The organism is Kaistella montana (genome assembly GCF_024436175.1).
Classification (GTDB): Bacteria; Bacteroidota; Bacteroidia; order Flavobacteriales; family Weeksellaceae; genus Kaistella; species Kaistella montana.
The window spans coordinates 761,141-775,528 of sequence record NZ_JANFQP010000002.1 but is presented as its reverse complement, the minus strand read 5'-3'; the positions used below and the strand labels follow the sequence as shown (position 1 = coordinate 775,528).

Here is a 14,388-nt window from a genome sequence, read left to right as displayed (position 1 = left end):
TTTCAAATTTAAGGAAATAAAAAAATCCCGAAAATGCTCGGGATTTATAATCTTTTTAATTGATTTTAATTTTTTACAGGAGCGATATCCATCAATTTCATAAACTCGTCAAGTTTCGGCATGATGATAATCTCGGTTCTGCGGTTTTCAGCCCTTCCGGAAACCGATGCGTTGGTGGTTTTCGGGTTATATTCGCTTCGTCCTCCTGCGGTAATTCTAGAAGGATTAACTCCAAATTTGGTTTGCAAAATCTTCGCCATGGAAGTTGCTCTTAAAGCAGATAAATCCCAATTGTCTTTCGGTAAATTACTTGAAGTTAAAGGAACATTATCGGTATTTCCTTCGATCAAAACGGAATACGTGTCATAATCATTAATCACTTGCGCCACTTTGCCCAAAACATCTTGCGCAGCAGGCAATACATTGTAATCGCCAGTTTTGTACAACATTTGATCGGAAAGTGAAATCATCACCACTCCTTTTAAAACTTTCACCTGAACGTCTTTGTCGGCAATATCATCCAGCGATCTTTTTAATTTATTGGAAAGCGCGAGGTTCAAACTGTCGTTTTTCGAATTGGTAGAAATCAGTTGTTTGATGTATTTGTTGGAGGAATTGATCTCGCTGATCAGTTCAGTAATATTCTTAGAACCTTGACCTGTATTTGCCAAACATGCATCCAAAGACGTTTTCAAAGCATTATTTTGGTCTCTTAGCAAGTTATTTTCACTCGACAAACCAGCGTTGGTTGATTTCAATTCCTGGATTTCGCGCTGTCTTTCACCGATGTTGGTGATGCATTGATTATAGTTTAAATTTAAAGCATCAAACTGTTTCTTGCTTACACATGAAGTGAGCGTAAGTGCCATCATTGCAATGGCGAAAAGGGTTCCTGTTCTCATAAAATTCGATTTATTTAAGCCAAAATTAGAGAATTCGATTGAAACAGAAGAATTATCTTTGCCAAATAATTCTTAAAATTGCTTACCAAAGAAACTTTTAATCACGCGCTTCGAAATCTGCTTCAAAACCCTGAAAGCAGCAATTTTTTACTAGCTGTAAGCGGTGGTGCAGACTCGATGGTGCTTTTGCAACTGTTCAATTCTTCAAGATTGAAGTTTCAAGTGGCGCACGTGAATTATCATTTAAGAGGAGAAGATTCTAATGCAGATCAGGATTTGGTAAGAAATTTCTGCTCGGAAAATAATATTCCGTTTCATCTTTACGAAGTAAGCGACAAGGATCAAAAACCTGAAAATTCCATCCAAAATTGGGCAAGAAATCTTCGTTATGATTTTTTCAGAAAGATTCAAAAAGATGAAAATCTCGAATATTTGGTCACAGCGCATCACCTCAACGATCAGCTGGAAACTTTTCTCATTAATCTTTCAAAAGCGTCTGGAATCAAAGGTTTAAGCGGAATTCCTGCCAACGAAAATCAAATTTTGCGTCCACTTTTAAACTTTACAAAAGATGCAATTTATGCTTTTGCTAAAGAAAATCAATTGGAATTCAGGGAAGATCTTTCTAATAAAAAAAATAATTATTTAAGAAATTTCATCCGAAACGAAATTGCGCCAAAACTTTTCGAAACTAATGAAAATTTCCTCCAGAATTTTGCTAAAAGTTTAAATTTCCTCGACCAAACAAAACAATTTGTAGAAGAAAAAATTCAGGAGATTGAAAAAGAACTTATTTCTGAAAAAGACCATATTTTTTACATCAACAAAGCGAAATTTTCAGAGCAAAATTCATTAACAAAATTTGAAATCCTAAGAAAATTTGGCTTCCACGATGAAATCGAAATCGGAAAAATCTTCAATGCAGAAAAAGGAAAAACTTTTCATTCCGGAGAGTTTCAATTAATGATCGATCGGGAGAATTTTGTACTGATGAAAACTTCATCCAACGAAAATGTTTTGCTGGAAAATCGAGAAGAAATCATTATTGCAGAAAGTCTTTCTAGCATTAAAAATCATGAAATTTCACTCTCAAAATACATTTCGGCTGAACAGCAAATGCAATGGCTTTTTGATGAAGAAAAACTGACTTTCCCATTGAAAATTAGAAAGAAAAAAAGTGGCGATTTAATTTTTCCAATCGGGATGATAGGCAAAAAGACGGTTGCGAAATTTTTTAAGGATGAAAAAATCCCTATTTTAGCCCAGCAAAAAATCTGGCTTTTATGCAACGGAAATGATGAAATTCTGGGAATTATTCCGCTTCGTCAGGATCGTAGATTTTCGGCAGATCAAAACGCTCAAAGTAAAATAAAAATCAAATTTTAACCTTTTTCTTTAAGGTTTAAAACAAAAGCAATAATGAAATTTAAAAATTGGCTGGTCCTCATCATCGTTTTCTTTTTTCAGGGAATTTCTGCTCAGATTAAAGATCCTGTAAAATTCAAATACAACATCAATCCGCTTCCCAACGGTGTTTACGAAGCGGTTCTGACCGCGACGATCGAGAAAAATTGGCATATTTATTCCAAAGATTTACCGCCAGATTCAGGGATTCCGACCGAAATGAAGCTTTCTTCAAAAGAAGGAATTCAATTGATTGGCGGCGTGGTAGAAGTCGGAAAGAAACACGACGAATTTTCTGAAGCATTCGGTGCACAAATCGTTTATTTCTCGGATTTGGTGCTTTTTAAACAAAAATTTAAACTTAAAAATGCTGCAAAACCCGCAACAGTTGCGGCAGAAATCACTTATCAAACTTGTAACGATCGAGTTTGTTTGGCTCCAAATACTTTAGAATTTGAACAAAAAATCGCTGCAACCGCAACGGAAAATACTGTAACGGAGACCAAATCTGAACCTGAAACTCTTGTTGAAAATGAGGTCTCAAAAGATTCTGTAACTGTAATTACCGCTAAGGAAACTGGAGTGGCAAGTCCTTCAGCAACGGTTGCTCCGGAACAAAAAGGATTAAAAGTATCTTCTCTCGATTTCCAAAATCCATTAACTGATTGCGGAATGGAAAAACAAGAAAACAATGAAAATTTCTGGACGTATTTGCTTCTTGGATTTTTCGGCGGATTGATCGCTTTGCTGACTCCGTGCGTATTTCCGATGATTCCATTGACGGTTTCGTTCTTCACAAAAGGTTCAAAAGACAAAGCGAAAGGTAAACGCGACGCATTTATTTACGGATTTTTCATCCTCTTAATTTTTGTATTGTTGAGTGTTCCTTTCCATATTATTGATGGAATTGCGGGGAATATTTTCAATCAAATTTCGACTAGCGTTTGGCTGAACATCACCTTTTTCATCATTTTTATATTCTTTGCGGGAAGTTTTTTTGGATATTACGACATCACTTTACCGAGTTCCATTGCCAATAAATCGTCCAAAGCGGAAGACGCGGGCGGAATTATCGGGATTTTCTTCATGGCGCTTACTTTGGTGATTGTTTCGTTCTCCTGTACCGGACCAATTTTGGGAAGTTTGCTCGGAAGCGCGGTGACCGGTTCGGCGAATGTTCCTATGTTGCTCACTTTTGCTTTAGCGGGTTTCGGATTAAGTTGGGCGATTGTTTTCGGTTTGTTGGCATTGTTCCCTCAAGCGTTGCAAAGTTTACCAAAATCCGGCGGTTGGATGAATACTGTGAAAGTAGTCTTAGGGTTTATCGAATTAGGATTGGCTTTGAAATTTTTGTCAAAAGCAGATTTAGTTTCAAAAACATTTTTCTTGAAAAGAGAGCTGTTCATCGCACTTTGGATCCTAATTACGATTGGTTTGGTTTTATATTTATTCGGGAAAATTAAGTTTCCGCATGATGACAAGAACCAGAAAATTTCATTGACCAGAAAAATATTCGGCTTCCTCGGAATTGGCTTTATTATTTATTTAATTCAAGGTTTAATTCCTGCAGAAAGACCAAAATTGCAAATGCTTTCCGGGATTTTGCCTCCAATTAATGTGAGTTACTTACATAAAGAAGAAGATGGAATTTTAGGAATGCATCCTGAACATGATTATTACAAAGCGATTGAATTGGCAAAAAAAGAAAACAAATCTGTACTTATCGATTTCACCGGTTATGGTTGTGAAAACTGCCGTAAAATGGAAGAATTTGTGTGGAGCGAACCCGATATTTTGCCGATTCTTCAGAACGATGTAGTTTTAGCTTCGTTGTATGTGGACGATAAAGAAGAACTTCCGGAAAACGAGCAAACCAAAATCGATATGGGCAACGGACAAATGAAAAAAATCAAAACAATCGGCGACAAATGGTCGATGTTTCAACAGGTGAATTTCAATAATAATTCACAACCGCATTATGTATTGGTTTCGCCTGACGGAAAAGTAATCAACACGCCTGTTTCCGGGTATATGCCAAAAGAAGATTTCAAAAATTTCTTGAATTGTGGCATTGAATTTTTCAAGAAAAACAAATAAAATTCCTTTAAAATAGAAAATGTCCGTACTATAAAGTGCGGACATTTTTTATTAAATATTTGATTCAGAATTAATTACGGATTCGTTACCGGAACACTGCTAAATCCAATCGAAGTTTTCAAAGAAATATCGGAAGCTGGAGTTTGTTTTAAAACATAAACAATTCTCGCTTGAACCGAACCAGATTTCATTAAATTATCCAAAGTTCGCGTAGTATTCGCATCCAAAGAAAGCGAAGTTCCCACATTGTCGCCAATTGCGTCTCTAGAAGCGACCAAAACCTCGTTCGCACCATTGTTTGAAAGGTAAACTTGCACCGATTTGAAAACGCCCATACTTGCGTTCGTACCAACCGACATCGTCACATTCGACACTCGAATATCCTTCACATTGGCTCCGGCTCCGGTCAATTGGTTAATACTTTGTGCGGGCGAAACACTCGACAAAGTAGTATTGGCAGGCGAACCAGAAGTTACTACCACGGTCGCATTGTAAGGAAAAGTATTTTGTAAAATTGAAGAAACGGTGGAACAACTTGCTAAAGTTGCAGTTGCAACCACGGCTGATAAAAATAAATTTTTCATAATAGTAAATTTGATATGAAGCCTTTCATTCAGAAATTGTACCAATGCGTAATTTTAACATAAGATTAACACGAAAACTTTAAAAATCAAGCAATTATTGAATTTTTATAGAAAATTTTCCGGTTGCAGTTCCCGATGCCATATTGCTTTTCCCGATGATGAGCCAAATTTCTCCATTTTCTCGGGATTTAAACATCATTCCTCTTCCGAAAGGGCCGTCGTAATCGCCATTTGGGAGTTTTATTTGGTTGAAACGAATATTCATCTCAGGATTTTCCGGAAGAATTTCACCTGAAATATTTTGTCGGTCGAAATTTTGAATTTTAATGATTAATTGCTGATTTTCATGGGTAAATTCTTCATCCACACGAAACGGAATTTGCTCGGATTTTACATTTCTAATAATCGAATCTCCATCAAATTCACGATTGGTTTCAATCGTTGGAATTGCTGAAACTGAATCTTTCACTTCAGTTTTTGATGTAAGAATTACAGAATCTTTTTTGGAAAAATTACTGGTTTCAGTTTCCTTTTTTTGGCAAGAAAACACAATTAACGGAATCAAAATCAACAACTTTTTCATCGGTTTATTTAAGGGTTTTGTAATAAATAAATTGGGATAAAAACGGATTTTTTTGCTCTTGTTTTGCAACGATTTTTTTCGCTGAAGCTTTCATTTCATTCGGAAAATGGCGATTCAGAATTTCATCATTATAATGTAAGGTATTATAAAAATTAAAATCTCCTTTTCCATTTTTCAAATTGTAAACCGTCGCAAAATTTCCCCAATTGATGAAACTCGCAACCAAAATTGTTCCATAAAAACACCAAATCATGTGATTGAAAATAAAGGCGTTAGTTTTCGGTTTTTGAATTTTAATAAAAGTGAAAAACAAGCCAATCAGCGCTAAAATCAGGAAAGCGTAAACGCCCATTCTTTTGTAAGTAAGTCCGAAATTCACCACATATTCGGAAATTTTTATCAAAGCAGAAATCACCAAAATGGCATTGAGAACCACCCAAATTTTTGCCAAAATTTTCAAAGGTTTTGCTTCTTGATCAAAATTAAAACTGCCTTTAAAATAAAACAAAATCACCAAAACCGCCATGATAATTGATAAAATCACCGCATTTACCCGTTGATGTGTCTCGCCAGAAAGTTGGTCCGCAGAACGAGGGATTTCCACAAAAACTTCGTAGTTGAAAGTGATGATAAACACGATTAACAGAAGATTTAAGGCTAAAAGTGAAACAATTCCGCTTCGTCTTTCTGCATTAAAATCTAAGAAACTAAAACTCGGTTTCAAAGATTTTTCTTCATTTAGAAAATCATTTTTTAATTGATGATTCCATGAAAAAAGGAAATTTTCAACCTTAAAATTCCAATAATTAAAAGCGATAAAAAATCCCAACGCGCTTAAAACAAAAAATTCCCAAGCGTTAAAATCGAATTCATAATCGGTGAAAATCCCAGAAAAATTAGTACTTGCGACCGAATAAATTCCTAAAAACAAAAGCAATAAAATCCCGGGAATCAGAAAAAGGGAAATCAATTTTTGTACAGCGCGAGAAGTTTGAGTTTTGGGCAACCAATCTTCAAATTTGAAAAATCGGTAAACGAAAGTCGCAAAATTCACCACAAAAAGTGGAATCACCAAAATGGATTTCAAATCTTTGTTTTTCGACAAAAAAGCCAACAAAAACATCGACGAAAAAACCGCTAAAAAAGAAACAAAATCCCCGTACCAAGCAAACGCAACATTTGACAAAACGCCTAGTACAAAGATGATTAAAAACTTTCGCGTGCGATTTTTTTCCGGCGTTTGATACAAAGTGAGCAATGCGTAACAAATTCCCAGAATCCCGAAATTGAGTCCCAAATCTTCACCATAAAAAAGCGCGGTAAACAAGGCCGTGGTGAGCAAGATTAATTGATGTTTTTTCATGATATTTTAATTTAAATTTTTACAGAGTACTTTGAATTACAAAGTTTGATGATAAAAAAAAAGGATTTACTTTCCTATTAATTTTTCCAAAGCGTTGAGATGCGCCGCAAAAGCCTCTCTCCCACTTTGGGTAACGCGATACGAAGTTTTCGGTTTCTTTCCGATGAACTCTTTCTTAATTTCAATATAATTCGATTTTTCTAATGCTGTGCTGTGACTCGCCAAGTTCCCGTCGGTGATTTCCAACAAGTTTTTCATTTCGGTAAAATCAACCCAATCGTTGACCATCAAAACAGACATAATGCCCAATCTGACACGACTTTCAAATTCTTTGTTGAGTTGATTAATGTTGATCATACTATCAATTTCCGTTGGATTTCACCTTCGTTTAAACTATTTGATTACTTAAATTATTCTTCAAAATTACTGGTATTTTTTGTACATCGCAATTCCATAAACAATGTGCAAAACACCAAAACCAATTGCCCAAAAAACCAGTCCCCATCCTAGAAAAAAGAAGGAAAGTAAGCCCAAAATAATTTGGCAAAATCCTAAGTTTTGTAAATCGCTAAAGGTAAATTTGGACGCGTTCACTAATGCTAAACCATAAAAAATCAACGTTGCAGGCGCGATCATCACAAAAAGATGATGGTACAACAATCCTAAACAAAAAACGCCACCAGTGAACAATGGAACCGAGAAATTGAACAACAATCTCTTCGTCGTTTGATCCCAAATTTTCAGATTTTTCGCTTTACTTTTTTTTGCGGTGAAGAAATAAGCCGATAAAATGGCTAAAAAAAGAATTACAAAACCGATCAAAGCAATTTCTTTCACTAGCTCCGGTTGAAAAATATTTCGGTCTCCCGCGAAATAATCAATGCCTTCTCTTTTGAAAACAAAATAAATGTAAATGGCTCCCAAAAGCGCAAACAAACCGGCAAAAACTCCGGAAAGTCCGCTCAATGAAATAAAACGCGAACTCCGCTCCATCATATTTCGGATGTGCGAAAGATCTTCTTGATAATTTTTTGATTCCATAAAAAGAACTTTGAACCGCAAAGTTATTATTTAATTGGAAACGAGCAAATATTTTCTCCATTATTTTCATTTAAACTTTAAAACAAATAAATTTGGTTTATAATTTGCTCCGAACTTCAAAAAAAATTAAAATCCGAAACATCGAAATTTATAAGCGCCGACTGACTTTATCGTTGGTACTCGCTGAAAAATAGTTATCTTTGAATACAATTTAACATTTAAAATGCTTAGTAATTTAAGACATAAAATGGAAAGGCAATGGTTTGGCGTACTCACCAGAATGGGTGCAAAACTGGGAATACCCGTTTCTAAACTTCGGGTATTTTTCATCTATTCCACTTTTGCAACTGCCGGAGTTTTTTTCCTGATTTATTTAGGTTTGGCTTTTACTTTGTGGATCAAAGACATGTTTATCACTCGCCGACCAAGCGTTTTCGATTTGTAATGTGAAATTTTAAACATTTTATGGTAATGGAATATTTACAAGTTCCCTCTTCTGATGATTTTCGAGCTCAGCAGATTTTCCAATCCTATTGCGAAACTTTTCCGGAAGCGGAAAGACGATGCGAAAAACAATTTCAATCTTTATTTTCGAATCCCAATGTGAAAGTATTTTCGGTGCTGAAAGACTTGAAAAATATTGGTTACCTCATCGTTTGGGAACTCAGCAATTCGGTTTTTGTAGAACATTTCGAGATATTTTCCGAATACCGAAGTTTGAAATATGGCTCTGAAATTATTGCCGATCTATTCAGAGATTATTCCCACATTATTCTTGAAGCAGAACCAGAAAATTTAAATAACGACGCCCAGCGCAGAATCGATTTTTATAAAAGAAACGGCTTCAAAATCATCGATGAACAATACATTCAACCGAGTTATGGCGAAGGAAAACCTTCATTAAATCTTTGGTTAATGGCGAATTGGCAACCCGAAAAAACAGATTGGATTAAAGAGGAAATCTACGATATCGTCTATCGAAATCTTTAGAAATTAATCAACTTCATACTCGAGTTTGATCGTGATGCTCGCTTCTTTATCTTTCGAAGCGGTGTTGAAAGTTCCGCCATACGAATATTCTTCGGTCGAGTTGGGTGCAGTAATTTGGGTAACGCCCATTGTTGCTTTTTTCAGATTTCCCAAGGAAGTACCGGCGTTTTCAGCGATTTTTTCGGCGCGTTGTTTGGCGTCTTTGGTAGCATCGGCGATCATTTGCTGTTTCACATCGGCCAATTTGGTGTAAAAATAATTCGGTGGCGAAGAGGTAAATTCAATCCCCAAATTGATAATTTCGGTGATATTTCTGGATAAATTCTCGATTTTAGCGACATTTTTGCTTTCAATTGAAACCGTTTGAGAAAGTTGATATCCCGCAAAAGTTTGTTGACTTCTACCATTGACATCGGTTGAATAATTAAATTGCTTCTGAATATCTACCGCGGAAAAAACCATTTCATTCTTCGGAATTCCTTTTGAAACCAAATAATTCTCAATGATTTTTTTATCATTTGCCAGTTCATCGTAAGCAGATTTTAACTCAAAACTATTTCTCGAGAAATTTCCGCTCCACGCGATTAAATCTGAAGTAAATTTCTTAGTTCCCAAACCGGTTACAGAAATGGTATTTTCCGATTTATTTCTATTTTTAATAGCATTTCCTAAAAAAGCCAAACCGATAATAAAACCTAAGGAAGCAATGGCGATGGCTATGATATTTCTGTTCATGATGGGGAATTTCTTTATTATTTATCAAAAGACATTCCAAGATTTCTACTTCTCGCTAACTTTCATTTTTAAATATTTCAGCTGCGGGAGAAGATTTTACATTTCTGGTTTTAATGTATTCTTTGAACGCCATTTTCATCTCCGAACTGATTTGTGCAACATCAAAGGATTTGCGGTACTTTTTGGCCAATTGGTAAGTACGATCTGCATAAATCAAAAAGCGGTCGATTTCCTCTTCATCCCAACCTTGTTGGGTATAGAAACTCAAATCCATGGTAGTTTTAATCCTTCGATAAAATTCCTGCGTTTCTGCATAATTGGCTTTCGTAAGCGGTTGCTGAGTGGCTTTATTGAACAAACTCGACACTGCAGAAGCCAGTTTCAGAAGATCAGCTTGTCCTGCATTAAGATTAGGTTGCGCAAATGCGGAAGGCGTTGAAAGTTTCGGGACTACTTCTGTCATCGGTGATCTCATGTATGCACCCATCGAAGAATTCAGCGCCACTACTTTTTTCGGTAGATCAAGCGATTTCACATCTTTTTTTAAATTTCCGGTGGCCTGAAATGCCAATTCGATTTCCTCAATCAAATACGGAGCTTTGGATAATGAAACGTTCAAAGGTTTTGAGAAGTTCTCAGCTGTCACTTTCTGTACAAATCTTTCGTATGTATTTTTTAAAACCCTGATTTCGTCGCCATTTTTGGCAGTAATCATGAAATTTCCGTCGCGGTCGGAAAGAATTTTCTCATCGGTTCTCATGTTAATGACAACAGCAGCTGGAAGTTTGTCTCCCAATTCAGTAGAAACTTTCCCAAAGATAAATTCCTGGGAAAACAAAAACGATGAGCAGAATAAAAGGAGTAAGAGAAGTAATTTTGGTTTCATTGGCAGAATTTTTTATTAAAAGTAAAACACTTTTGTAAAGCACAATTAAGTTTAACCCGCATTAACGTGTTTTATGATATTTTTAAGGATTTTTCAAACCTCTGTTGTTAATTTTTTTGGGACAAAAACTTAGAAGGAAAGAATTTGCAGCTATTTCATTTCTGGAAAATAATTGTTTATCTTTGCAGACTTACAAAAATTGGGGTTGACTGGTTTCGACAGCAAGATCAATGGGTAAGTAAGCATGCAGAGAACCGTGGTGCGATCTCTTTAATCCCTTGCCACACAATTTTAACTGGCGACCAAGAGTTTGCTCTTGCAGCTTAATCCGAATTACAGTAGGATTCAGCGCTTTCCCGAAGTACAGTAAGGAAGCAAGATATCCCGCAGAAGTTCTGTTTCGCGACGTCTGATTCCGGGGTATAGCAATGCGGAAATAAGGTTTTGGAAGCTTCGGCCAAAGCACGAAAATTTTAGAAGATAAGTCGTAAATTGGGTGTCTGTGCTCTGTTTACGGTCGAAAACCAATTGCAGAATAAGCATGTAGAAATCTTATGTGTTGCTTGTTTGGACGAGGGTTCGAATCCCTCCAACTCCACGATAAACCCTGTAATCATCCGATTAACAGGGTTTTATTTTAACAGGTGCTAATATAGGTGCTAAAGAAACGGAGTTCACAAATTACTTTTTAGAATTCAACGAATTAACTTACATTAAGTAATAAATGATAAATATTAAATAATTGTTCATTTCTTAAATGACTACTTTGAAAAGTAAAATCATTATCATATAACGAGTTATCAATTATTCCGTTAGAAATCAAGCGTCCATTTTGGTCTTTAAACGAATTTTGCAGTTTTTCAATAATTTTCTGCTTTATTGCTTTAACCTCCCCTCTTAAAATAAAACCAATCATTCCTCCAAAACTCTGCTCTTGTGCGTATTTACCGTTAAAATAGCGGTAAATTCCTCCATCATCTTTTGCATCAACATATACGTATTCATTGATTAGATTCTGCCTTGTAGATAAATTTTTACATTCTAAAACATAATAATTCAATTTATCTGTTACATGATTTATCCAATAACTATGTTGAAATTTCAGATCATAAAAACCTTTATTATTATATTTAGATTTAGGTTCCTGGTTTAAAATAATTCCCTGATAATTAATCTTTTTATCAATATTTTCAAGCCAATGTACAATATAGCTTTTTATGACATCCTCGATTTCCTTTTTCTTTCCTTTTGGTTTATTATTTTCTGCTTCTATTTTAGATCTTAATTCTTCTTTGGGATAATTCTTATAAAAATTCAATAGATGGTAATGTACTAATTCAATCCAAAAGTTGTCATCTAACTTTTTTGTAAATGATTGGTTTCGAGGAATTTGTTTTTGTTCAGGGACAATTATGTAATCTCTATCCATTAATATACTCGTTTAATATCTCCTGTCCATCTTCAAAAGCTTTTGTTTCAGTCCAATTAACATTACTATCAGTTTTCAAAATACACACACAATTATCTCCATAAATTTTTTCTTGAAATGCTAAGAAATTTTCATTAGGATTTGATTGAAAAATTTCAATTGTAAATCGTCAGCAAAAAGTAGACATTATATAGTATAAAAGTTAAGGAGTGTTTTCAAAAAAAGAATTACATTTAATTATGGAAACACCTAAAAAGAAAAGTTCCGAAAAATTCGTAAAAGACATCCGCAAAAACACAAGGAGGATTTTCACAGCCGAGCAGAAAATTTTAATCGTAATGGAAGGGCTTCATGCAGAAACTTCTGTAGCAGAACTATGCCGACAGCATAATATTGCCCAATCTCAGTTTTATTCCTGGAACAAAGAATTTATGGAGGCAGGTAAAAAACGGCTCAATGGTGATGTCGTCAGAGAAGCTACCAGTGATGAAGTGTCGGATTTGAAGAAAGAGAATGCCCGACTGAAGGAAATGGTTGCCGATTTGGTTCTGCGCTATGACATTGTAAAAAAAAGCTTAGACATGCTGGATTGACCCATAAATACAGAAAGTTTATGAGATTATCAGCAAGTGAGAAATACGAAATTATTCAAGAAGTTACTACGAGTGAAATTGGTGTAAAACGAACCTTGAAAAGCTTTGGGATTGCAAGAAGTACTTTCTATAAGTGGTATCAGAAATACCTTGAAAACGGCTACGATGGCTTGGAAACGTCCAAAAGAATATCTAAAAGACAATGGAATAGCATTCCGGAAGAACAAAAAGATTTGGTAGTAGAAATCGCTTTGGAACATACAGAACTTTCCTCAAGAGAACTGGCGCACAAAATTACCGATGAACAAGGTATTTTCATCTCAGAATCCAGTGTTTACCGGATTTTAAAGCAACGGGATTTAATCCCTGCACCGAATCATTTTTTACTTTCAGCAGCAAATGAATTTAAGGACAAAACAGAATTTGTACATCAAATGTGGCAAACAGATTTCACTTATTTTAAAGTGATTGGTTGGGGTTGGTACTATCTAAGCACTGTTTTAGACGACTACAGCAGGTATATCATCCACTGGGAGCTATGCGATTCGATGAAGGCCGAAGATGTGAAAAGAACAGTAAATACAGCGATTGAAAAAGCAAAATTAAAGTCTAAAGCCAAACCGAAATTACTCTCAGACAATGGTTCCTGCTACATATCAAAGAACTCAGAACCTACCTGAAAGAAGATTTAAAGATGAAGCAGGTTCACGGAAGACCGATGCATCCGCAAACCCAAGGGAAAATAGAACGATACCACAGAACAATGAAAAACGTGGTAAAACTCAATCACTTCTATCATCCTGAAGAACTTGTGGAAGCTTTAGAAAAATTCGTAGAAAACTACAATAACAAGCGATATCACGAATCTTTGAAAAACCTTCCTCCAGCAGATGTGTACTTCGGAAGATCTGAGCAAATTTTGGAAAAAAGAAGACAGTTGTATTTTAAACAGAAATTAATAAATTTATAACCCTAAATACTCCTTAAGGATTTATTCCAAAATGTCCAATTTAGTTTGAAGACGTACATTCTGAATATCAGCAATCTGTTTTTTCACAGAGCCATCCGCTTTCGATATCTCCAATTTTACATTAGAATGAAGAGAAGCCTGAATTTCCATAGAATGGTTCATTGCCTCACGCCACGGATGATTGCCGAGCCCTTGTGAAAATCCGATCACTACCTGATTCGACTTTTGGCTCTTCTCTTTACATGCGGTCGTTAGGATCAGCAAAAGAAATATCATTTGGAAAATCTTCCTCAAGCTCATCATTTTATAATCTCTGTTTTTGGACATACTCACGCAATATTAATAAAGTTGTTTAACACCCACAATCTTTGATAAAAATATTTTACAGGAATTGTCTACTCATTTCCTGTATGTTGTATAAAATTTAATGTGATCACAAGAATCATTGCCCAAACAATCCAAAAACAGTAGGGTCAAAATAGAAAAGATCGTTGGTAAAGATTCTCCACAAGTATTTAATTAAAAAACAGAGTCCATTTCTATTATTTTGTACATTTACAAAAGAATCTCTACACGGCGTTAAATTCTTTCAAGCAACAGCAAAAAAGGCCTTCTACTGCCTATTAATTCCCTCTAAACTACCTGTGAAAAACCTATCCCAGAGGTTAAGCCATACTTGAGCCGTAGTTGAGCCGTACCAATCCCGTGTATACTTCAAGTATACTCTATGGGTACTTTAAGTATACTTCAGGTGTACTTTACACTAAAGACACGTTCCTTGGAAAATCCTTTTAGCAATAACCCAATCAAT

14 protein-coding genes, 1 other RNA gene and 1 pseudogene are annotated in these 14,388 nt (G+C 35.3%); 6 read left to right on the top strand and 10 right to left on the bottom strand.

Annotated features, from left to right (window positions below; translation table 11 throughout):
- Positions 1-65 precede the first annotated feature (65 nt).
- Complete coding sequence (locus NOV28_RS09740) at positions 66-902, bottom strand: OmpA family protein (protein WP_255930338.1); 837 nt, start codon at positions 900-902, stop codon at positions 66-68.
- A 78-nt stretch (positions 903-980) separates the two neighbouring features.
- Here NOV28_RS09740 and tilS point away from each other — a divergent pair, with 78 nt between their 5' ends.
- Positions 981-2,288 carry a tRNA lysidine(34) synthetase TilS gene (tilS, locus tag NOV28_RS09735; protein WP_255930336.1) on the top strand — a complete coding sequence of 436 codons (1,308 nt, stop codon included), beginning with the start codon at positions 981-983 and terminating at the stop codon, positions 2,286-2,288.
- A 33-nt stretch (positions 2,289-2,321) separates the two neighbouring features.
- Positions 2,322-4,403 (top strand): protein-disulfide reductase DsbD family protein, encoded by a 2,082-nt coding sequence (locus NOV28_RS09730; protein WP_255930331.1) that lies wholly within the window; start codon positions 2,322-2,324, stop codon positions 4,401-4,403.
- A gap of 74 nt (positions 4,404-4,477) precedes the next feature.
- Here NOV28_RS09730 and NOV28_RS09725 read toward each other — a convergent pair whose 3' ends face one another.
- The 5 genes from NOV28_RS09725 to NOV28_RS09705 all read right to left on the bottom strand — a co-directional run bounded on the left by NOV28_RS09725 (position 4,478) and on the right by NOV28_RS09705 (position 7,974).
- Positions 4,478-4,987: a hypothetical protein gene (locus tag NOV28_RS09725; protein ID WP_255930329.1), complete on the bottom strand. Its 510-nt coding sequence runs from the start codon at positions 4,985-4,987 to the stop codon at positions 4,478-4,480.
- A 94-nt stretch (positions 4,988-5,081) separates the two neighbouring features.
- Positions 5,082-5,570 (bottom strand): hypothetical protein, encoded by a 489-nt coding sequence (locus NOV28_RS09720; RefSeq protein WP_255930327.1) that lies wholly within the window; start codon positions 5,568-5,570, stop codon positions 5,082-5,084.
- Between the two features lie 4 nt (positions 5,571-5,574).
- Positions 5,575-6,933, bottom strand: coding sequence for a DUF4153 domain-containing protein (locus NOV28_RS09715; RefSeq protein ID WP_255930325.1), 1,359 nt, complete (start codon positions 6,931-6,933; stop codon positions 5,575-5,577).
- 66 nt (positions 6,934-6,999) lie between these two features.
- Positions 7,000-7,290 carry a winged helix-turn-helix domain-containing protein gene (locus tag NOV28_RS09710; RefSeq protein WP_255930323.1) on the bottom strand — a complete coding sequence of 97 codons (291 nt, stop codon included), beginning with the start codon at positions 7,288-7,290 and terminating at the stop codon, positions 7,000-7,002.
- A gap of 66 nt (positions 7,291-7,356) precedes the next feature.
- Entirely contained in the window at positions 7,357-7,974 is a 618-nt protein-coding gene (locus NOV28_RS09705) for a M48 family metalloprotease (RefSeq protein WP_255930321.1), read from the bottom strand.
- Positions 7,975-8,197: 223 nt separating this feature from the next.
- Between NOV28_RS09705 and NOV28_RS09700 the strand changes: the two genes are divergently transcribed.
- Both NOV28_RS09700 and NOV28_RS09695 read left to right on the top strand, forming a co-directional pair.
- On the top strand, positions 8,198-8,419 hold the full coding sequence (locus NOV28_RS09700; RefSeq protein WP_255930319.1) for a PspC family transcriptional regulator: 222 nt from the start codon (positions 8,198-8,200) through the stop codon (positions 8,417-8,419).
- Positions 8,420-8,445: 26 nt separating this feature from the next.
- Positions 8,446-8,964: a GNAT family N-acetyltransferase gene (locus tag NOV28_RS09695; RefSeq protein WP_255930317.1), complete on the top strand. Its 519-nt coding sequence runs from the start codon at positions 8,446-8,448 to the stop codon at positions 8,962-8,964.
- 3 nt (positions 8,965-8,967) lie between these two features.
- Here NOV28_RS09695 and NOV28_RS09690 read toward each other — a convergent pair whose 3' ends face one another.
- Together NOV28_RS09690 and NOV28_RS09685 are read right to left on the bottom strand one after the other, a co-directional pair.
- Positions 8,968-9,699, bottom strand: a complete 732-nt coding sequence (locus tag NOV28_RS09690; RefSeq protein WP_255930315.1) for an SIMPL domain-containing protein — start codon at positions 9,697-9,699, stop codon at positions 8,968-8,970.
- A gap of 55 nt (positions 9,700-9,754) precedes the next feature.
- Complete coding sequence (locus tag NOV28_RS09685; protein ID WP_255930313.1) at positions 9,755-10,585, bottom strand: hypothetical protein; 831 nt, start codon at positions 10,583-10,585, stop codon at positions 9,755-9,757.
- 201 nt (positions 10,586-10,786) lie between these two features.
- Between NOV28_RS09685 and ssrA the strand changes: the two genes are divergently transcribed.
- Positions 10,787-11,186: a transfer-messenger RNA gene (gene ssrA / locus NOV28_RS09680) on the top strand.
- Positions 11,187-11,288: 102 nt separating this feature from the next.
- On the opposite strand, the gene NOV28_RS09675 is transcribed toward ssrA, so the two are convergent.
- A complete protein-coding gene (locus tag NOV28_RS09675) occupies positions 11,289-12,014 on the bottom strand; it encodes a hypothetical protein (protein WP_255930311.1) in 726 nt (241 codons plus the stop codon).
- Between the two features lie 239 nt (positions 12,015-12,253).
- On the opposite strand from NOV28_RS09675, the pseudogene NOV28_RS09670 reads away from it, so the two are divergent.
- Positions 12,254-13,577 (top strand): annotated as a pseudogene (locus tag NOV28_RS09670) (IS3 family transposase).
- Between the two features lie 21 nt (positions 13,578-13,598).
- Here the strand turns inward: NOV28_RS09670 and NOV28_RS09665 are convergent.
- Positions 13,599-13,904: a type 1 periplasmic-binding domain-containing protein gene (locus NOV28_RS09665; protein ID WP_255930309.1), complete on the bottom strand. Its 306-nt coding sequence runs from the start codon at positions 13,902-13,904 to the stop codon at positions 13,599-13,601.
- Positions 13,905-14,388 lie beyond the last annotated feature (484 nt).